The sequence below is a fragment of the Acidovorax sp. GW821-FHT09B03 genome (genome assembly GCF_059418305.1).
Window position 1 is genome coordinate 271,443 of the sequence record NZ_JBWKPP010000005.1, and the last position, 19,068, is coordinate 290,510.

Sequence of the window (19,068 nt, forward strand, 5' to 3'; positions counted from 1 at the left end):
TTACTTCGCCAATGTCTTGAACACTTCGCGCGCGGCCGCCACCGTGGCGGCGATGTCCTCTTCGCTGTGGGCCGAGCTCACGAAGCCGGCCTCGTACAGCGCCGGCGCTATATAGATACCGCGGTCCAGCAGCCCATGGAACAGCTGGTTGAAGCGGGCGCTGTCGGTGGTCAGCACCTCGGGGTAGCTCTGGGGCAGCGTGGGCAAGAGGAAGAAGCCGAACATGCCGCCCTCGCTGTCGGCGCAAAAGGGCACGCCCTCGGCCGCGGCGGCGGCCTTGAGGCCATCCACCAAGGACTGCGTGCGGGCCGACAGGGCGTCGAAGAAGCCGGGCTTGGTGATCTCGCGCAGCGTGGCCAAGCCGCAGGCCGTGGCCACCGGGTTGCCCGACAGCGTGCCCGCCTGGTACACCGCGCCGATGGGCGCCAGATGCTCCATGATGGCGCGCGGCCCGCCAAAGGCCGCCAGCGGCATGCCGCCGCCGATCACCTTGCCCAGCACGGTGAGGTCGGGCTTGAAGCCGGGGATGCTCTTCGCGTACACCCCCTGGGCGCTGGTCAGGCCCACGCGGAAACCGGTCATCACCTCGTCGAGCACCAACAGCGCACCGTATTCGGTGCACAGCTCGCGGCAGCGCTGCATGAAGGGCACGCTCGCGCGCACGAAGTTCATGTTGCCCGCGATCGGCTCGATCATCAGGCAGGCCAGTTCCTTGCCGTGCAGCGCGAAGGCCTCTTCGAGCTGGGCGATGTCGTTGTATTCGAGCACCAGGGTGTGCTGTACCACCTCGGGCGGCACGCCCGCGCTGGTGGCATTGCCGAAGGTGGCCAGGCCCGAGCCGGCCTTGACCAGCAGCGCATCGGCATGGCCGTGGTAGCAGCCGTTGAACTTGATGATCTTGCTGCGGCCCGTGGCGCCGCGCGCCAGGCGGATGGCGCTCATGCCGGCCTCGGTGCCCGAGCTGACCAAGCGGATCATCTCCATCGAGGGCACCAGGCCGATGATCTCCTCGGCCAGCTCCACCTCGCGCTCGGTTGGCGCGCCGAAGCTGAAGCCTTCCAGGGCCGCCTTCTGCACCGCCTCGAGCACGGCGGGGTGGCCGTGTCCGAGGATCATCGGGCCCCAGGAGCCGATGTAGTCGATGAAGCGCTGGTCGTTGGCGTCCCAGAAGTAGGCGCCCTGGGCGCGCTTGACGAAGCGCGGCGTGCCGCCCACGGCCTTGAAGGCCCGCACGGGCGAGTTCACGCCGCCGGGGATGAGCGCCTTGGCGCGTTCGAACAGGGGGATGTTGAGGTCAGTGCTTTGTGTCATGGGGGGGCATCACGAAACCTTCGAGGGCGTTGGTCTCGTCCAGGGTCTGTTCTTCGTCTTCTCCGTCCTCGTCCTCGGGCTGGGCCCAGAACATGCGGTCGGGCACGATGTGGCCCATGCCGGGGCGAAAGCCGGCGTCCAGGCAGCGGTCCAGGTAGCCCAGCGCCTCGCTGGTGGCCTCGCCCAGGTCGTTGCCGCTGGCCACCAGGGCCGTGAGCGCCGCCGACAGCGTGTCGCCCGCGCCCGAGAAGGTGGCGTCGAAGAGCTCGAACTTGCCGCTGCCCAGCACCGTCTGCGGCGAGGCCAGCACGTTCTCCACGAACTGCTCGGGCAGGGGGATGCCGGTGACCAGGGTGTAGGGCACGCCCATCTCCGAGGCGGCCCGGGCGATGTCGCGCGCGGTCGGGCTGCGGTCGCTTTTCCAGTCCGGCAGCAGCCAGCGCCACAGCGTGCTGTGGTTTCCAACCAACACTGAAGTCTGCGGTAACAACAACTCACGGAAGGCGTCCAGGTACTCGTCGATCTGCTCATCCGTCCACCAGGACAGGTTGGGCATGTACGCTATCACCGGCACCTCGTCATAGTCCGTAGTTATTTCGGCGATGGCGCTGATGTTCTCGGGGCTGCCCACAAAACCCACCTTGATGGCCTGCACCGGCATGTCCTCAAGCACCGCCCGGGCCTGCTCCGAAACGGCCTCGTCATCGAAGCTGAAATGGTCGAATATCTGCGCCGTATCACGTGCGTAGGCGCCTGTGACCACCGCGATGGGGTGGCCGCCGACGGACGCGATGGTGGTGATGTCGGCCGTCAGGCCGCCGGCGCCGCTGGGGTCGCTGGCGTTGAAAACCAGGACGCAGGCCGGGCTGGCTTCTTCGCCGGATGCGTCGTCGGCGTCACCGATGGCGGAGGGGGGGAGTGCAGATGAGGTCATGGGCCAGTGGCAGCATAGGGGGTGGCAAGGAAGCCGCAGCCCGGGGAGATGACTAGATACAATCGTTGCATTCTATGTGAAGGCCCTTTAAGCTGTGACCGACTCTAAAACGTGGATGTGTTTGATTTGCGGGTGGATTTATGACGAGGCAGAGGGTGCGCCCGAGCACGGCATCGCCCCCAACACTCCCTGGGACCAGGTGCCCATGAATTGGACCTGTCCGGAATGTGGCGCCCGCAAGGAAGATTTCGAGATGGTTCAGATTTGATGCGCGGCTCCTGCCGCGCTGTTTATTTTTCCATCGGGAGCATTAGCAATTGACTACAACAGGCGCATCTTTCAAAGTGCTCGTGGTGGATGACAGCAATACCATCCGCCGAAGCGCCGAGATTTTTCTCAAGCAGGGGGGGCACGAAGTCTTGTTGGCAGACGACGGCTTTGATGCTTTGGCGAAAGTGAACGATTACCAGCCTCAGCTGATTTTCTGTGACATTCTCATGCCCAAGCTCGACGGGTACCAGACCTGCGCGATCATCAAGCGCAACGCCCGTTTCGCAGATACACCGGTGGTGATGCTGTCCTCCAAGGACGGCGTATTCGACAAGGCGCGCGGGCGCATGGTCGGCTGCCAGGAATATCTCACCAAACCGTTTACCAAAGACCAGTTGCTGCAGGCTGTGCAGCAATTCGGCAATTCCCAACAAGGAGCGATGTAATGCCCATCCAGAAAGTTCTGGTCGTCGACGATTCGAAGACCGAGTTGATGTTTCTGACGGACCTGCTGCAGAAAAAAGGCATGCAGGTGCGCACGGCCGAGAACGCCGAAGAAGCCTTCCGCCGTCTGGCCGAAGACAAGCCCGACCTGATCCTCATGGACGTGGTGATGCCTGGCCAGAACGGCTTCCAGCTCACGCGTGCCATCACCCGTGATCCGCTATACGCCGACGTGCCCATCATCATGTGCACCAGCAAGAACCAGGAGACCGACCGGGTCTGGGGTATGCGCCAGGGTGCGCGCGGCTACATCACCAAGCCGGTGGATCCCGCCGAGCTGCAGGCCAAGATTGACGCGCTGAACTGAGGCAGCGGCGCGTTCATGGCCAACCGCGAAGCCCTCCGCGAGCTACAAGTCCGACTGGCCAGCCGCCTCCAGGCCGCCAGATCGGAAGGCTTGTCCGTATCGTCCTGGCTGGCTGTCGAGACAGCAGGACAGTACTACCTTCTGCCTCTCGCCCAATCGGGCGAGATTTTCCCCTGGGTCACCGTCCAGCCCGTGCCGTACACGCAAAGCTGGTTCCTCGGTGTCGCCAACCTGCGTGGCGGACTGGTCGGCGTGGCCGACCTCGCCGGCATGCTGGGCACCACGGTCACGCGCACCGAGCAAGCCCTGTCCGAGTCCAGCCTGCTGGCCTTCAACGCCGCGCTCGAAGTGAACGCCGCGCTGCTGGTGGACAAGCTGGCCGGCCTGCGTGGTACGGAGTCCTTCGTGTCGTCCGAACCCCCTGCGCCGGAATCTCCCGCATTCTTCGGCACCACCTACATCGATGCAGGTGGTGCGCGCTGGCAGGAGCTCAATCTGCAAATCCTGTCCCAACATCCCGCTTTCCTGAGCATCAGTGCTTGAGTTTTTCTGTAAGGCTGCACCATGTCCGTCGTCAATCAATTTGGAAAACTGTTCAACCGGAAGCCCGGTGCGCCGGACGCCGCAGCGGGCAACGCTGCGGCCGATGACGGCCAGGACGCACTGGGGACCGGTTCGCTCGAGGCAGCCGCGCTGCGCGAGTACCAGAGCGACGCGATGAACAGCGTGCAGGGCGATCCCGGTGGCTATGCCCCCGAGCTCTCCGAACCCGATAGCGACGACGACCTGATCTCCCTGCCGGTGCTGGGTACCTCCACCGCCGCCGGCCACCAGCGCCGCCTGCTGGCCCTGCTGGCCGTTGGTGTGGTGGTGCTGGGCGGCATTGCCTACTGGGTGCTGGTGCAGGCGGACCGCTCCGCACAGCAGCTGGCGTCTACCGGCCAGTCCCTGATGCAGTCGCAGCGCCTGGCCAAGTCGGTGTCGCAGGCCCTGGTGGGTAGCCCCCAGGCCTTCCCCGACGTGGTGGAAAGCTCTGGCGTGCTGGCGCGCAACGTGCGCGCCCTGACCGCTGGTGACGCAGAGCTGGGCGTGCAATCGCTGGGCGAGCCCTACAAGCCCGACCTGGACGCCGTGACGCCGCTGATGGAGCGCGCCGAGCGCAACGCCGGCGTGGTGATGGGCCAGCAAAAGATCCTGACCCAGGTGGGCGACGCTCTGCGCACCATCAACCGCCAGTCGTCCGACCTGCTCGAAATCGCCGAAACGGTGTCCTCGCTCAAGCTGCAGCAGAACGCTCCCGCCGCCGAGATCTCGGCCGCCGGCCAGCTCGTGATGCTGACGCAGCGCATCGGCAAGTCCGCCAACGAATTCCAGACCATGGAAGGCGTGAGCCCCGAGGCCGTGTTCCTGCTGGGCAAGGACTTGAACTCGTTCAAGGAAATCGCCCAGGGCCTGCTCGATGGCAGCCCCGAACTGCGCCTTGGCGCCACCAAGGACGCACAGACCCGCGAGCAGCTCGACGGCCTCGTGAAGCTGTACGAACAGACCCGCACGCAGGCCAGCGCCATCCTGGGCAACCTGCAAGGCCTGGTGTCCGCCCGTGAAGCACAGTCCGCCATCATTGCCGACAGCGAACCGCTGCGCCGCCAGCTCGAAGGCCTGCAGAGCAAGCTGTCCGCACAGACCGGCCTGGGTGCCGGCCAGATCGCGGCCCTGGGCCTTGCCGGCCTGTTCGTGCTGCTGTGCGGTATCGGCATTTCGCGCGTCCAGCTGCTGGACAGCCGTGGCCGCCAGACCGCTGCTGAATCGCAACAGAAGGACGCCAAGCGCCAGGAACAGGAAGCCAAGCGCGTCAACGACGCCAACCAGGCCGCCATTTTGCGTTTGATGAACGAACTGCAGTCGGTCGCTGAAGGCGATCTGACCCAGGAAGCCACCGTGACCGAGGACATCACCGGCGCCATCGCCGACTCGGTGAACTACACGGTGGAAGAACTGCGCCAGCTGGTGGGCAGCGTGCAGAACACGGCGACCCGCGTGGCCCAGACGACGGCGCAGGTGGACTCCACCTCGACCGAACTGCTGGCCGCTTCGACCGAGCAGCTGCGCGAAATTCGCGAAACCGGCCGCTCGGTGCTCGACATGGCGAGCCGAATCAACGAAGTGTCCACGCAGGCGCAAGAGTCGGCCACTGTGGCCCGCCAATCGCTGCAAGCGGCCGATTCCGGTCTGCAGGCCGTGCAGAACGCCATCGGCGGTATGAACTCCATCCGCGACCAGATCCAGGACACCTCCAAGCGCATCAAGCGCCTGGGCGAATCCTCGCAGGAGATCGGTGAAATCACCGAGCTGATTTCCGACATTACCGAACAGACGAACGTTCTGGCCCTGAACGCCGCCATCCAGGCCGCATCCGCTGGTGAAGCCGGCCGCGGCTTCTCGGTGGTGGCCGAAGAAGTGCAGCGCCTTGCTGAACGTTCTGCAGACGCCACGCGCCAGATCTCGGCGCTCGTGAAAGCCATTCAGACCGACACCCAGGATGCCGTGGCCGCTATGGAGCGCTCCACGCAGGGTGTGGTGGAAGGGGCCCGCCTGTCCGACAGCGCAGGTACCGCACTGACCGAGATTGACCGCGTGTCGCGTCGCCTTGCCGACCTGATTGAGCAGATTTCGTCTTCGACCTCGCGTGAAGCCGTTCTGGCCAACGAAGTGGCCGACAACATCCAGCACATTTTTGCCGTGACGGAGCAGACCGGAGAAGGTACCCGCACGACGGCCCAGCAGGTGCGCGAACTGTCGCACATGGCCGAAGAACTGCGCCAGTCTGTCGCCCGTTTCAAGATCGCCTGAGGCGATCCGTAGTCATCAACCAGCTGGCTCATTGCAGCCGGGGACGAACCCATGCCATCTATTGATGTCAAAAATGCACCGGCCGCAGACTGGACCCAGGGAGATCAGGACCTGGGTCCTTTGGCTTGGGTGCTCGACGAACTGCGCAAATCTCTGGGCGGTGCCGTCAAGTCCATGCGCCGCTTCGTGCGCGACGTGGAAACCGCCAACGAATCCGATCTGGCCGCGCTCGACGCCGGTGCCCTGCGCATCGCACGCCAGCAGCTGCACCAGGCCAGCGGTGCGCTCGAAATGGTGGGCATGGGCCCGCCAGCGCTCGTGCTGCGCGCCATGGAGGCTGCAGTACAGCGCTTCGTGCAGCGCCCCGAGCTGTGCACCGACGAGGCCACGAACACCATCGAGAAGGCCAGCTTCGGCCTGATCGAGTTCCTGGAAAGCGTGCTGGCCGGCAAGTCCGTCTCGGCCGTGGCCCTGTTCCCCCAATACCGCGACGCCCAGGCCCTGGCCGGCGCCGAGCGCGTGCACCCGGCCGACCTGTGGCCCGTGGAGCGGCGCTTCCGTGAGCCCGAGGTCACCATCCCCGCGGAACCCCTGCCGTACGGACCCCAGGCGCGCGGCCAGCTGGACGCGGCCGTGCTGCGCATCGTCAAGTCGGGCGACCTCAAGGCCGCCCGCGCCATGTACGAAACCTGCCTGGGCTTCGTGTCTGCCCAGCAGGACCGCCAGTCGCGTGCGTTCTGGAAGATCTGCGCCGCCTTCTTCGAGGCCTTTGCCGGCGGCCTGTTGCCGCCCGACGTGTATGTGAAGCGCGTGGCCTCGCGCGTGCTCATGCAGTACGCCACCCTGGCCAAGGGCGATCAGACCATCGCCGACCGCCTGGTGCAGGACCTGCTGTTCTTCTGCTCGCAGACCACCGTGCCAGAGGGCGCGGCAGCCAAGTTCCCCGCGCTGATGACGGTGCGCCATGCCTTCAGCCTGGACCGCTTCAAGCCCGTGGACTACGACACCGCGCGCTTCGGCCGGTTCGACCCGGCCGTGCTGGCCCAGGCCCGAAAGCGCATTGCCGCCGCCACCGAAACCTGGTCGGCCCTGGCCGGCGGTGACCGCAACAAGATCAAGCCCGCCGCCGACCAGTTCAGCCTGGTCTGCGACTCTCTGCGCAAGCTCAGCCCGGGCAGCGAGCAGCTGGCCACGGCACTCACGCAGGTGATGGACGCCACCACCAAGTCCGGAGAGCCGCCATCGGCCGCGCTGGCCATGGAAGTGGCCACCTCGGTGCTGTACCTGCAGGCCGCGTTCGAGGAGCTCGACGCCGCCGAAGACCAGATGGCCGAGCGCGCCGCCCGCCTGTCCGAGCGGCTGGCCGCCGTGGGCGCCGGTGCCGAGCCCGAGCCCCTGGAAGCCTGGATGGAAGAGCTGTACCGCCGTGTCAGCGACAACCAGACCATGGGCAGCGTGGTGGACGAACTGCGCGCCACCCTGGCCGAGGCCGAAAAGTCGCTGGACCTGTTCTTCCGCGACCCCAAGGACACCGCGGTACTGGCCCCCGTGCCGGGCCACATGGCGCAGATGCGCGGCGTGCTGTCGGTGCTGGGTCTGGACCAGGCTTCGCTGGCCGTGGTGCGCATGCGCGACACCGTCGACCGCCTGCTGATCAACGACATCCCCGAGGAAGAGCGCCAGCCCGCCTTCGAAAAGCTGGGTAGCAGCATGGGGGCCCTGGGCTTCCTGATCGACATGCTGAGCTACCAGCGTGCCATGGCACGCAAGCTCTTTGTCTACGACGAGGAGCAGGGCGAGCTGCGCATCCTCACCGGCCGCACCCGTTCGCGCGCCACCGACAACACCCAGGAAGTCACGCCCGCCAAGCTCGAAGAGCGCGCCGCGATTCCGCTGCCCGACGTGGTGCCGCGCTTCCCGGTCGAAGAACCCGAAAGCGCGCCCACCGACTTCTCGCCCCTGCCCGGCGAATTCGCAGAGCCCGCCCCCGCGCCCGCGCCCATCGAGCAACTGGCCCCCGACATCGGCTTTGGCCACTTGGGCGCGGCCCCCGTGGCGCCCCCGGCCGCACCGGTTCCCGCCGTGTCGGGACCGGTGGTGCGTCCCCCGGTCGCGGTCGAGGACGAACTGCTCGAGATCTTCCTCGAGGAAGCGCGCGAAGTCGTCGCCACCGGCCTGACCGCCATCGCCACCCTGCGCAACGAGCCGGGCGAGCTGAGCGAGCAGACCACGCTGCGCCGTGCCTTCCACACCCTGAAGGGCAGCTCGCGCATGGTCGGCCTCAACGACTTCGGCGAAGCCGCCTGGTCGATGGAGCAGGTGCTCAACGCCTGGCTGGCCGAGCAAAAGCCCATGAAGGGGCCGCTGCTGCAGCTGTCCACCGACACCCTGCATGCCTTTGGCGACTGGGCCGACAGCCTGGCCTCGGGCAGCCCCACGCACTGGCAACCCGAGGCCTTCCGCAAGGCCGCGGAAGCCATGCGCCAGGATGGCACCCTGCTGTCCCTGACCTCGGTCGCCGCCGAGCCGGCTGCTGCGCCCGCTCCTGAGCCTGCCGCCGAGGTGCCGCAGCTGATCGACGTGCCCGCCGAACTGCCCGAGGCCGTGCCCCAGGCGGTGGAAGACTTCGCGCCCGTGCCCGAGCTGATCGATGTGCCGGCCCTCTCCGAGCCCGTGCCCGAGGCCGTGGAACTGCCGCTGGAGGAAGAGGAAATCGTCCACGCCGACTTCGTCTCCACCGAGGTCCCCGAGGACGCCCTGGAGCCCGAGATCATCGCGGTCGAGGCCCCCAAGGAAGTGCCCGACACCAGCTCCACGGTCACCGAAGAGATCGACTTCGCGGTGTTTGCCGAGGCGGTCGCCCAGGTGCCAGACACCCCTGAAACGCAGCCCGCCATCGAGCTTCCCGTGGTGGCCGAGCCGGTCGCGGCAGCGCCTGCCGGGGTCGACTTCGACCTGCCGATGCTCGACACCTTCGAGATCGCGGCAGAACCCGCGCCGGCACCCGTGCCCGAGCCCGTGGTGGCGGCCGCGTCCGATGTGCCGTTTGAATTCCAGCTCGACGACCAACTGCTCGACGCCGGCGCCCCGGCCCCCGCACAGCCCGAGCCCGAAGCCCTGCTGGCCGTGGTTCCCGAGCCTGTTGCGCCCGCCGAAGAGCTGCCGCAGTCCCTGCCCGAAGTGCTGCCCGAGGTGTTGCCCGACGTCGCAGCCAGCCCCGTGGCGCCAGCGGTCGCCCCGGCGCCCGCTCCCGTGGCCGAAGAGGCCTCCTTCGACGAAGCGGTCAAGGTCATCGAGACGCTGCGCATCGGCATCCCGCTGTACAACGTCTACCTCAACGAAGCCGACGAATGGTCGCGCCGCCTGGCCACCTGCCTGCAGGAATGGTCGCTGGAACTGCACGAGCCCCTGCCGGACACGGCCGTGGCGCTGGCGCATTCGCTGGCGGGCAGTTCCGCCACCGTGGGCTTCACCGCACTGTCCGATCTGTCCCGCGTGCTCGAGCATGCGCTGCAGCATGTGCAGCTGCAGACGCGCGGCACCAAGGAGCAGGCCCAGGTCTTCCTGGACTCGGCCGAAGACATCCGCCGCCTGCTGCACCAGTTCGCTGCCGGCTTCCTCAAGGAGCCGAGCCAGGAGGTGTTGGCCGCGCTGCGCCTGATCCTCGAGACCGAGGTCGACAACACCCTCTCCCCCGAGGAAGAGGATGCCGAGGTGGGCATCGAGGCCGTGGCCGAGCCCGAACCAGAGCCCCAACCCGAGCCGGAGCCCGAGCCTGTCGTGGCGCCGGTGGTGGTGCCCACGGGCCATGTGGCGCCCGCGCTGTCGCCCGTGGTGCACGACGACCACGGCTACGAGCATGAGCAGGAGGTGGACGACGCCATCGCCCGCGCCGTGGAGCTCTCGTCCGACATCGACGACGACATCGACGCCATCGACGTGATCGACCCCGACCTCTTCCCGATCTTCGAGGAAGAGGCCCAGGAACTGCTGCCCCAGCTCGGCGGCGCCTTGCGCCAGTGGGCCTCGCGCCCCGACAACCTGGGTGCCCGCAGCGAAGTGCTGCGCGCCCTGCACACGCTCAAGGGCAGCTCGCGCCTGGCTGGCGCCATGCGCCTGGGTGAAATGGCCCACCGCCTGGAATCCGCCATCGAGCAGCTCGATGTGGAAACCGTCACCAGCGCCGAGATCGAGCCGCTGCAGGCCAACTTCGACGGCCTGCAGGCCAATTTCGCCGCCCTGAGCGCCATCGGCACCCAGGGTCCGGCAGATGCCGTCGTCGCGCTGCCCGTGCCAGCCCGTGCCGAAGCCCCTGTGGCCGAGGCACCCGCTGCTGCTGCTGCTGTCGCCCCGGTGGAGCGGCCAGCCGCCCTCGCGGCTCCGGCCGTGCGCCTGCCCGCAGCCTCGCAACTGGCCCCGCTGCGCGTGGCGGCCAACCAGTCGGTGCGCGTGCGTGCCCAGCTGCTCGACCGCCTGGTCAACCAGGCCGGCGAGGTCATGATCAGCCGCTCGCGCCTGGACGTGCGCCTGTCGCAGTTCCGCTCCTCGCTGACCGACCTGTCGGGCAACCTGGACCGCCTGCGCCTGCAACTGCGCGACATCGAAGTGCAGGCCGAATCGCAGATGCAGTCGCGCCTGGCCCTGTCCAAGGACTCGGCGGCCGGCTTCGATCCGCTGGAGTTCGACCGCTTCACCCGCGTGCAGGAACTCACGCGCATGATGGCCGAGTCGGTCAACGACGTGGCCACCGTGCAGCGCAACCTGCAGCGCACCATGGAAGGCGCCGAAGACGACCTGATCGCCCAGGGCCGCCAGGCACGCGAACTGCAGCGCGACCTGCTGCGCACCCGCATGGTGGAGTTCGAAGGCATTGCCGAGCGCCTGTACGCCGTGGTGCGCCAGGCCTCCAAGGAAACCGGCAAGCAGATCAAGCTCGATATCACCGGCGGCTCCATTGAAATGGACCGCGGCGTGCTGGACCGCATGACGCCCGCCTTCGAGCACTTGCTGCGCAATTGCGTGGCCCACGGCATCGAGAACCCCGAGGCCCGCGTGGCCGCCGGCAAGCCGGCATCGGGCACCATCACCGTGGATCTGCACCACGAAGGCAACGACGTGTCGGTCGAGTTCCGCGACGACGGTGCCGGCCTGAACCTGCCGCGCATCCGCGAGAAAGCCATCGCCCAGGGCCTGATCGAGCCCGGCCTGGAGCTCAGCGATGGCGACGCCGCCAACCTGATCTTCACGCCCGGTTTCAGTACCGCCAGCGAAGTCACCGGTCTGGCCGGTCGCGGTATCGGCATGGACGTGGTGCGCTCCGAGATCAACGCCCTGGGCGGCCGCATCGAGACCACCACCGAAACCGGCAAGGGCGCCGCCTTCCGCATGGTGCTGCCCCTGACCACGGCCGTGACGCAGGTGGTGATGCTGCGTGCCGGCGACCTGTCCATCGGCGTGCCCGCCAACCTGGTGGAAATCGTGCGCCGCACGTCGGTGGCCGACCTGCAGGAAGCCTACAAGGCCGGCCATTTCGACGACGGCCTGGAGCAATTGCCGTTCTTCTGGGCTGGTGCGTTGCTGCAGTCGTCTGCCCGCAGCCATGAATCGGTCGGCAAGACGCGCCCCGTGGTGGTCTTCCGAAGCGCCTCGCAGCGCATCGCCATGCACGTGGACGAAGTGCTGGGCAACCAGGAAGTGGTGGTGAAGAACCTCGGGCCGCAGCTGTCGCGCCTGCCCGGCCTGGCCGGCATGTCCGTGCTGGCCTCGGGTGCCGTGGTGCTGATCTACAACCCGGTGGCCCTGTCCACGGTGTACGGCGACCAGGTGCGTAGCGCCAGCGCCGAGCTGCCGATGGTCAACGACCGGGTGGACGCCAAGGGCGCGGCCGTGGCGCCGCTGCCCTCGGGCGTCAGCCAGGTGCCGTTGATCCTGGTGGTGGACGATTCCATCACCGTGCGCCGCGTCACGCAGCGCTTGCTGCAGCGCGAAGGTTATCGCGTGGCCTTGGCGGCCGATGGCCTGCAGGCGCTGGAGCGGCTGCAGGACGAGCGCCCCACGGTGGTGTTGTCGGACATCGAAATGCCGCGCATGGACGGCTTCGACCTGGCGCGCAACATCCGCGCCGACGGCGCCCTGCGCGACCTGCCCATCATCATGATCACCTCGCGGATCGCCGAAAAGCACCGCGAGCACGCCATGGAGCTCGGGGTGAACCACTACCTGGGCAAACCTTACTCGGACGAAGAGCTGCTCAGCCTGATCCAGCACTACGCCCGCATCGCCGCTGCCGCAGAGGCCTGACAAACCACCCGACGCCTGCATCCCTCACCGGTGCAGGCGTTGGTGTTTGTGGGGACCTGCGGCTTTTTCGTGTCTGTCTGCCTGACCTGAGGTACCGATGGAGTCGACTTCACCTGCCGGCGACAGCCGGCTGCTGGCCTGTCTGGCCCTTGTGGCGCGCGAAGGCGCGTCCGACCTGTTCCTGCTTGCGGGCGCCTCGCCCACGGTCAAGCGCCAGGGCCTGTACGTGCCCATCTCGCGCCAGGTCATGGGCGCCGACGACATCCGCATGATGGCCTACTCGGTGATGCGCAAGGCGCAGCGCGAGGAGTTCGAGGCCACCATGGAGTGCGACCTCTCGTACACCACGCCCGATGGCGAGCGCTTTCGTTTCAACATCCACATGCAGCGCGGGCAGGTCGGCATCGTGGTGCGGCACGTGGTGTCCAACATTCCGCAACTCGACCAGTTGGGCCTGCCGCCGGTGCTCAAGCAGCTGGCGTTCCTCAACGGTGGGCTGATCCTCACCGTGGGCGCCGCCGGCTCCGGCAAGACCACCACGCTCGCGGCCATGCTGGACCACCGCAACGAGCACGCCAACGGGCACATCCTCACCATCGAGGACCCGATCGAGTACCTGCACAACCACAAGAAATCCCTGGTGACCCAGCGCGAGGTGGGCCTCGATACCCTGTCCTACGATGAGGCCCTGCGCCGCGCCATGCGCGAGGCGCCCAGCGTGATCCTGATCGGCGAGATCCGCGACCGCGCCACCATGCAGCATGCGCTGCACTACGCGCAGTCGGGCCACCTGTGCGTGTCCACCCTGCACGCGCACAACGCCAGCCAGTCGGTGCAGCGCATCCTCAACTTCTTTCCCGAGACGGCCCACCAGCAGCTGCTGATGGACCTGTCGCTGAGCTTGAAGGCCGTGATCGCCCAGCGCCTGATCAAGAGCGTCAAGGGCACCCTGGTGCCCGCCACTGAGGTCATGTTGCTCACCCCCTTTGTCGCCGACCTGATCCAGAAGGGCCAGGTCGACGAACTCAAGACCGCCATCATCCGCGGCACCGAGCAGGGCATGGGCAGCTTCGACCAGTCGCTGCTGGCCCTGGTGGAGGCCGGCGCCATCACCCCCGCCGAGGCCGTGGCCAATGCCGACAACCGCACCGACGTCACCTTGCGCCTGCGCCTGGCGTCCGGCAACGGGCTGGCCATCGACGATGGCGGCATGCAGATGGCCGAGAAGCCGCGCGACCCCATTTCGCGGTTCTGACCCTGCCCAGCGGGGCCAGGCCCCGCACCCTCAGTCCGCCGCCGCCTTCACCACTGCATAGCGTTCCAGCGTGCGCTGGCGTGCCTCGTCGTGGTCCACGATGGGGTGCGGGTAGGTGCTGCCCAGCACCACGCCGGCTGCCTGCAACTCCAGCGGCTTGGCCTTCCAGGGCGCGTGCAGGGCGGCGTCGGGCAGGGTGGCCAGCTGCGGCAGGTACTTGCGGATGAACTGGCCCCGGGCGTCGAACTTCTCGCTCTGGCTCACCGGGTTGAAGATGCGAAAGTAGGGCTGCGCATCGCAGCCGCTGGAGCTGGCCCACTGCCAGCCGCCGTTGTTGGCCGCCAGGTCGAAGTCGTTGAGGTGGGTGGCGAAGTACGCCTCCCCCCAGCGCCAGTCGATGCCCAGGTCCTTCACCAGAAAGCTGGCCACCACCATGCGCAGCCGGTTGTGCATGTAGCCCGTCTGGTTGATTTGGGCCATGGCCGCATCCACCAGCGGGTAGCCCGTGCGGCCCTCGCACCAGGCCGCGAACAGTTCCTGGGCCTCGGGTCCGCTCTCCCACGCGATGGCGTCATAGGCCGGCTTGAAGCTGTGCTCCACCACATGCGGGTGGTGCGCCAGGATCTGGTGGTAGAAATCGCGCCAGACCAGCTCGCTGAGCCAGGTGGCGGCACCCTGGTTGCCCTTGATCGCTAGGCCGTGCGCCGTGCGTGCCAGCAGGCGCGGCGAGATGGTGCCAAAGCGCAGGTGCACGCTCAGGTAGCTCGGCCCCTTCACGGCCGGGAAATTGCGCGCATCCTCGTAGCGGCCGATGCGCTGCTGGAAGTCCTCGAACAGTGCCTGCGCCCCGCTTTCACCCGCCGGCAGGGCCATCCCCGCCGGCTCGAACCCCAGGGCCGCGAGCGGGGGCACCGCGTGCCCGTGCGCCTTGGGCCGGGGCGCCAGGCGGTGGGCGTGGCGCTCCACGGGGTAGCCCTTGAGGTAGAAGGCATCCACCTTCCTGAGCCAGGCGTTCTTGTACGGCGTGAACACGCTGTAGGGCTTGCCGGTCTGGGTCAGCACCTCGCCGCGCTCGAAGACCGTGTGGTCCTTGTAGGTGTGAAACGCCCGCCCGGCCGCTGCCAGCCGCGTGCGCACCCGGCTGTCGCGCGCCAGGGCCTGGGGCTCGTCGTCGTGGTTGGTGAACACGGCGTCCACCCCCAGTTCCACCGCCAGGGCGGGGATGGCATCGCTGGCCACCGCGTGCAGCACGATCAGACCCCCGGTGGCGTGGCCCGACAGGGTGCGCAGGCGCTCGTCGAGCTCGGCCAGCGATGCGCGGATGAACTCCACGCGCCGGTCCTTTTTGGGCAGCGGATCGAGGATTTCCGTGTCGAAAACGAAGGCGCAGTGCACTTTGCGGCACTCGGTCAGCGCGTGGTAGAGGGCCGCGTGGTCGCTGGCGCGCAGGTCGCGCCGGAACCAGACGAGACCGGTGGAATAAGAGGGCTCCATGTTCACCGTTAAAATTGCGAGATATGTCTATCGATTCTGCGCCCATCAACCTGACGCATCACTTCCTGATCGCGATGCCCGGTCTGGAGGATGCGTCTTTCGCGCGCAGTGTGGTCTACCTGTGCGAGCACAGCGAGCGTGGCGCGCTGGGGCTCATCATCAACAAGCCCACCGACATCACCCTGAAGGGCCTGTTCGACAAGGTCGATCTGTCCCTGCGCCGCGAGGACCTGCGCGCCGCCCCCGTCTTCTCGGGCGGCCCGGTGCAGACCGAGCGCGGCTTCGTGCTGCACGAACCCATGCTCATGGACAGTGCCGAGACCGAGGAATCGGCGTACGCCTCCACCATGACCATCCCCGGCGGCCTGGAGATGACCACCTCCAAAGACGTGCTCGAGGCCCTGTCCACCGGCGCCGGCCCGCGCCGCGTGCTCATCACCCTGGGCTACTCGTCCTGGGGCGAGGGCCAGCTCGAATCGGAACTGGCCGAGAACGCCTGGCTCACCGTGGCGGCCGACCTGTCGGTGATTTTCGACACCCCCGTGACCGAGCGTTACGACCGCGCACTGGCCCTCTTGGGCCTGCAGGCCTGGATGCTCTCGCCCGAGGCGGGGCACGCATGACCGGCTTGCCCGTTCAGCCTGCCGTTCCTGCGCATTTCCAGACCTTTCTTGCTTTTGATTTCGGCACCAAGCGCACGGGCGTGGCCACGGGCAACCGCATGCTGCGCAGCGCCAGCCCGCAGGAGACCATCAAGGCCGAGGGCGCAGACGCCCGCTTCGTGCAGGTGGCCCAGCGCATCAAGGAGTGGCAGCCCGACGCCCTGGTGATCGGCGTGCCCTTCCACCCCGATGGCGCGAGCCACGAGAACACCGAGCGCGCCCTGAAGTTCGGGCGCCAGCTGCGTGGCCGCTTCGGCCTGCCGGTGTTCGAGGTCGACGAGCGCTACAGCACCACCGAGGCCATCGCCGGTGGCGCCAAGGATGCCGACGCCGCCTCGGCCTGCATCATCCTGGAACAGTTTTTGAGGAATCTCCCATGACGACGCCTACCACCTCTTCACCGTCAGGCAGCCTGGTGCTCGATGCCGAGGCCCTGTACCGCGAGCTGCTGCGCGGCGTGCGCAGCATGATGAACAACCCGGGCGGCACCCACCTGGCGGGCATCGCCTCGGGCGGCGCCTGGTTGGCCGAGCGTCTGCAGAAGGACCTGGGGCTCGATGGCGCCCCCGGCGTGCTTTCGTCGGTGATGCACCGCGACGACTTCGCCCAGCGCGGCCTCGCGGCCGGCGCGCAGACCGCGCTGCCGTTCGACGTCAACGGTGCCGACATCATCGTGCTCGACGACGTGCTGTACACCGGTCGCACCATCCGCGCCGTGCTCAACGAGCTGTTCGACTACGGCCGCCCCGCCAGCGTGCGCCTGGCCGTGCTGGTGGACCGCGGCGGGCGCGAGCTGCCGGTGCACGCCGAGTTCGCGGCCGCGCGCGTGGCGCTGCCGGCCACGCAATCGCTGGCCCTGGCGCGCGACGAGCAAGGTGCTTTCCAATTCCAAGTCCACCAAGCCCGGGAGGCCTGACCGTGCTGCACAAGCGCAACCCCCAACTCAACAACCACGGCGAGCTGGTCCACCTGCTGTCCATCGAGGGCCTGCCGCGCGACATCGTCACGCACATCCTCGATACCGCCGCCAACTTCGTGAGCGTCAGCGACCGCGAGGTCAAGAAGGTGCCCCTCTTGCGCGGCAAGAGCGTGTTCAACCTCTTCTTCGAGAACAGCACCCGCACCCGCACCACCTTCGAGATCGCGGCCAAGCGCCTGTCGGCCGACGTCATCAACCTCGACATCGCGCGCAGCTCGGCCAGCAAGGGCGAGTCGCTGCTGGACACCATCGCCAACCTCTCGGCCATGGCGGCCGACCTGTTCGTGGTGCGGCACAGCGAATCGGGCGCGCCCTACCTCATTGCCCAGCACGTGGCGCCCCACGTGCACGTGATCAACGCGGGCGACGGCCGGCATGCCCACCCCACGCAGGGGCTGCTGGACATGTACACCATTCGCCACTACAAGAAGGACTTCAGCAACCTCACGGTGGCCATCGTCGGTGACGTGCTGCATTCGCGCGTGGCACGCTCCGACATCCACGGCCTGACCACCCTGGGCTGCGCCGAGGTGCGCGTGGTGGGCCCGCGCACCCTGGTGCCCTCCGACATGTCGCAGATGGGTGTGCGCGTGTGCCACACCCTCGAAGAAGGCATCAAGGACGCCGACGTGGTGATCACCCTGCGCCTGCAGAACGAGCGCATGAGCGGCGCGCTGCTGCCGTCGAGCCAGGAGTACTTCAAGAGCTTCGGCCTCACGCAGGAAAAGCTGCAGCTGGCCAAGCCCGACGCCATCGTCATGCACCCCGGCCCGATCAACCGCGGCGTGGAGATCGACTCCGCCGTGGTCGATGGCCAGCAAAGCGTGATCCTGCCCCAGGTGACCTTCGGTATTGCGGTGCGCATGGCCGTCATGTCCATCGTCGCAGGGAATGAAGCATGAAGATACTCATCCAGAACGGCCGGGTGATCGACCCCGCTTCCGGCCTTGACCAGACCTGCAGCATTGCGCTGGCCGCCGGCCGCATCGTCGGCATCAACCGCGTGCCGCCCGACTTTGCGCCCAACCGCGTGATCGACGCCGCCGGCTGCTACGTGCTGCCCGGCCTGGTGGACCTGGCCGCGCGCCTGCGCGAGCCCGGCCACGAGCACGAAGGCATGCTCGAATCCGAAATGGCCGCCGCCGTGGCCGGTGGCGTGACCAGCCTGGTCTGCCCGCCCGACACCGACCCCGTGCTCGACGAGCCCGGCCTGGTGGAGATGCTCAAGTTCCGCGCCGAGAAGTTGCACCAGAGCCGCCTGTTCCCGCTGGGCGCGCTCACGCGCAACCTGGCCGGCGAGGTGCTCACCGAAATGGCCGAACTCACCGAATCCGGTTGCGTCGGCTTCAGCCAGGCCGAGGTGCCGCTGGCCAGCACCCAGGTCACGCAGCGCGCGCTGCAATACGCAGCCACCTTCGGCTACACCGTATGGCTGCGCCCGCAGGAGCTGCACCTGGGCAAGGGCGTGGCCGCCAGTGGCCCCCTGGCCACGCGCCTGGGCCTCTCGGGTGTGCCCGTGGCGGCTGAGACCATTGCCCTGCACACCATCTTCGAGCTGCAGCGCAGCACCGGCGCGCACGTGCACCTGTGCCGCATCAGCAGCGCCGCCGGTGTGGAGCTGATCCGCCGTGCCAAGGCCGAGGGCCTGAAGGTCACGGCCGACGTGAGCATCAACTCGCTGCACCTGACCGACGTGGACATCGGCTTCTTCGACAGCCGTGCCCGCCTGTCGCCCCCGCTGCGCCAGCAGCGCGACCGCGACGCCTTGAACGCCGCCCTGGCCGATGGCACCATCGACGTGCTCGTCTCCGACCACACCCCCGTGGACGAAGATGCCAAGACCCTGCCGTTTGCCGAGGCCGAACCCGGCGCCACCGGCCTGGAGCTGCTGCTTTCCCTGGCCCTCAAGTGGTCTCAGGACAGCGGCGTGCCGCTGCAGCGCGCGCTGGCGGTCGTTACCAGCGAACCCGCGCGCGTGCTCGGCGGCGCCCTGGGCACCCTGCAGGCCAGCGTGGGCAAGATCGTCGAAGGCGGCGTGGGCGACCTGTGCATCTTCGACCCCGCGGCCGCCTGGACGGTGCAGGGCGGCGCCCTGCGCAGCCAGGGCAAGCACACGCCCTTCCTGGGCTACGAACTGCCCGGCCGCGTGCGCACGACCCTGGTCGGTGGGCAGGTCGCCTTCGACCGCGGCGGCTGACCACG

At 67.7% G+C, this 19,068-nt stretch carries 15 protein-coding genes; 12 read left to right on the top strand and 3 right to left on the bottom strand.

The features are described from left to right. Nucleotides 1-1,311 carry a glutamate-1-semialdehyde 2,1-aminomutase gene (gene hemL / locus AC07PA_RS12215; RefSeq protein WP_007853171.1) on the bottom strand — a complete coding sequence of 437 codons (1,311 nt, stop codon included), beginning with the start codon at nt 1,309-1,311 and terminating at the stop codon, nt 1-3. Continuing rightward, nucleotides 1,295-2,245: a bifunctional hydroxymethylpyrimidine kinase/phosphomethylpyrimidine kinase gene (gene thiD, locus AC07PA_RS12220; protein ID WP_494605663.1), complete on the bottom strand. Its 951-nt coding sequence runs from the start codon at nt 2,243-2,245 to the stop codon at nt 1,295-1,297. Before thiD ends, hemL begins: the two co-directional genes overlap by 17 nt. A gap of 94 nt (nt 2,246-2,339) precedes the next feature. Here thiD and AC07PA_RS12225 point away from each other — a divergent pair, with 94 nt between their 5' ends. The 7 genes from AC07PA_RS12225 (at nt 2,340) to AC07PA_RS12255 (ending at nt 13,731) form a co-directional block, all read left to right on the top strand. Then, nucleotides 2,340-2,513, top strand: a complete 174-nt coding sequence (locus tag AC07PA_RS12225; protein WP_007853166.1) for a rubredoxin — start codon at nt 2,340-2,342, stop codon at nt 2,511-2,513. Nucleotides 2,514-2,562: 49 nt separating this feature from the next. Next, nucleotides 2,563-2,961, top strand: coding sequence for a response regulator (locus AC07PA_RS12230; RefSeq protein ID WP_005796099.1), 399 nt, complete (start codon nt 2,563-2,565; stop codon nt 2,959-2,961). Beyond that, nucleotides 2,961-3,326 (top strand): response regulator, encoded by a 366-nt coding sequence (locus AC07PA_RS12235; protein WP_007853160.1) that lies wholly within the window; start codon nt 2,961-2,963, stop codon nt 3,324-3,326. The genes AC07PA_RS12230 and AC07PA_RS12235 overlap by 1 nt, the downstream gene beginning before the upstream one ends. Nucleotides 3,327-3,341: 15 nt before the next feature. Further along, entirely contained in the window at nt 3,342-3,869 is a 528-nt protein-coding gene (locus AC07PA_RS12240; protein WP_007853159.1) for a chemotaxis protein CheW, read from the top strand. A gap of 21 nt (nt 3,870-3,890) precedes the next feature. Then, on the top strand, nt 3,891-6,176 hold the full coding sequence (locus AC07PA_RS12245; RefSeq protein ID WP_145695759.1) for a methyl-accepting chemotaxis protein: 2,286 nt from the start codon (nt 3,891-3,893) through the stop codon (nt 6,174-6,176). A gap of 51 nt (nt 6,177-6,227) precedes the next feature. Then, the gene (locus AC07PA_RS12250; RefSeq protein WP_145695758.1) at nt 6,228-12,476 is read left to right on the top strand and encodes an Hpt domain-containing protein; all 6,249 of its coding nucleotides are present in this window, start codon (nt 6,228-6,230) and stop codon (nt 12,474-12,476) included. 97 nt (nt 12,477-12,573) lie between these two features. Continuing rightward, on the top strand, nt 12,574-13,731 hold the full coding sequence (locus tag AC07PA_RS12255; protein WP_007853153.1) for a PilT/PilU family type 4a pilus ATPase: 1,158 nt from the start codon (nt 12,574-12,576) through the stop codon (nt 13,729-13,731). A gap of 30 nt (nt 13,732-13,761) precedes the next feature. On the opposite strand, the gene AC07PA_RS12260 is transcribed toward AC07PA_RS12255, so the two are convergent. Then, nucleotides 13,762-15,225: a cryptochrome/photolyase family protein gene (locus tag AC07PA_RS12260; RefSeq protein WP_007853152.1), complete on the bottom strand. Its 1,464-nt coding sequence runs from the start codon at nt 15,223-15,225 to the stop codon at nt 13,762-13,764. Between the two features lie 23 nt (nt 15,226-15,248). On the opposite strand from AC07PA_RS12260, the gene AC07PA_RS12265 reads away from it, so the two are divergent. Genes AC07PA_RS12265 through AC07PA_RS12285 form a run of 5 tightly spaced genes read left to right on the top strand, consistent with a single transcriptional unit; the run spans nt 15,249 to nt 19,063 of the window. Next, nucleotides 15,249-15,848, top strand: coding sequence for a YqgE/AlgH family protein (locus AC07PA_RS12265; protein WP_007853150.1), 600 nt, complete (start codon nt 15,249-15,251; stop codon nt 15,846-15,848). Then, nucleotides 15,845-16,267, top strand: coding sequence for a Holliday junction resolvase RuvX (gene ruvX / locus AC07PA_RS12270; RefSeq protein ID WP_494605668.1), 423 nt, complete (start codon nt 15,845-15,847; stop codon nt 16,265-16,267). The genes AC07PA_RS12265 and ruvX overlap by 4 nt, the downstream gene beginning before the upstream one ends. Continuing rightward, nucleotides 16,264-16,803 carry a bifunctional pyr operon transcriptional regulator/uracil phosphoribosyltransferase PyrR gene (gene pyrR / locus AC07PA_RS12275; protein ID WP_007853145.1) on the top strand — a complete coding sequence of 180 codons (540 nt, stop codon included), beginning with the start codon at nt 16,264-16,266 and terminating at the stop codon, nt 16,801-16,803. The genes ruvX and pyrR overlap by 4 nt, the downstream gene beginning before the upstream one ends. A gap of 2 nt (nt 16,804-16,805) precedes the next feature. Further along, nucleotides 16,806-17,768 carry an aspartate carbamoyltransferase catalytic subunit gene (locus tag AC07PA_RS12280; protein ID WP_494605670.1) on the top strand — a complete coding sequence of 321 codons (963 nt, stop codon included), beginning with the start codon at nt 16,806-16,808 and terminating at the stop codon, nt 17,766-17,768. Further along, a complete protein-coding gene (locus AC07PA_RS12285) occupies nt 17,765-19,063 on the top strand; it encodes a dihydroorotase (protein ID WP_007853141.1) in 1,299 nt (432 codons plus the stop codon). The genes AC07PA_RS12280 and AC07PA_RS12285 overlap by 4 nt, the downstream gene beginning before the upstream one ends. Nucleotides 19,064-19,068: the final 5 nt, after the last annotated feature.

Coding starts and splice junctions, on each gene's coding strand:
- AC07PA_RS12265 (WP_007853150.1), top strand. CDS start 15,249: ATGTCTATCGATTCTGCGCCCATCAACCTGACGCATCACTTCCTGATC.
- AC07PA_RS12245 (WP_145695759.1), top strand. CDS start 3,891: ATGTCCGTCGTCAATCAATTTGGAAAACTGTTCAACCGGAAGCCCGGT.
- AC07PA_RS12250 (WP_145695758.1), top strand. CDS start 6,228: ATGCCATCTATTGATGTCAAAAATGCACCGGCCGCAGACTGGACCCAG.
- AC07PA_RS12235 (WP_007853160.1), top strand. CDS start 2,961: ATGCCCATCCAGAAAGTTCTGGTCGTCGACGATTCGAAGACCGAGTTG.
- thiD (WP_494605663.1), bottom strand. CDS start 2,245: ATGACCTCATCTGCACTCCCCCCCTCCGCCATCGGTGACGCCGACGAC.
- AC07PA_RS12260 (WP_007853152.1), bottom strand. CDS start 15,225: ATGGAGCCCTCTTATTCCACCGGTCTCGTCTGGTTCCGGCGCGACCTG.
- AC07PA_RS12240 (WP_007853159.1), top strand. CDS start 3,342: ATGGCCAACCGCGAAGCCCTCCGCGAGCTACAAGTCCGACTGGCCAGC.
- AC07PA_RS12255 (WP_007853153.1), top strand. CDS start 12,574: ATGGAGTCGACTTCACCTGCCGGCGACAGCCGGCTGCTGGCCTGTCTG.
- ruvX (WP_494605668.1), top strand. CDS start 15,845: ATGACCGGCTTGCCCGTTCAGCCTGCCGTTCCTGCGCATTTCCAGACC.
- AC07PA_RS12285 (WP_007853141.1), top strand. CDS start 17,765: ATGAAGATACTCATCCAGAACGGCCGGGTGATCGACCCCGCTTCCGGC.
- hemL (WP_007853171.1), bottom strand. CDS start 1,311: ATGACACAAAGCACTGACCTCAACATCCCCCTGTTCGAACGCGCCAAG.
- pyrR (WP_007853145.1), top strand. CDS start 16,264: ATGACGACGCCTACCACCTCTTCACCGTCAGGCAGCCTGGTGCTCGAT.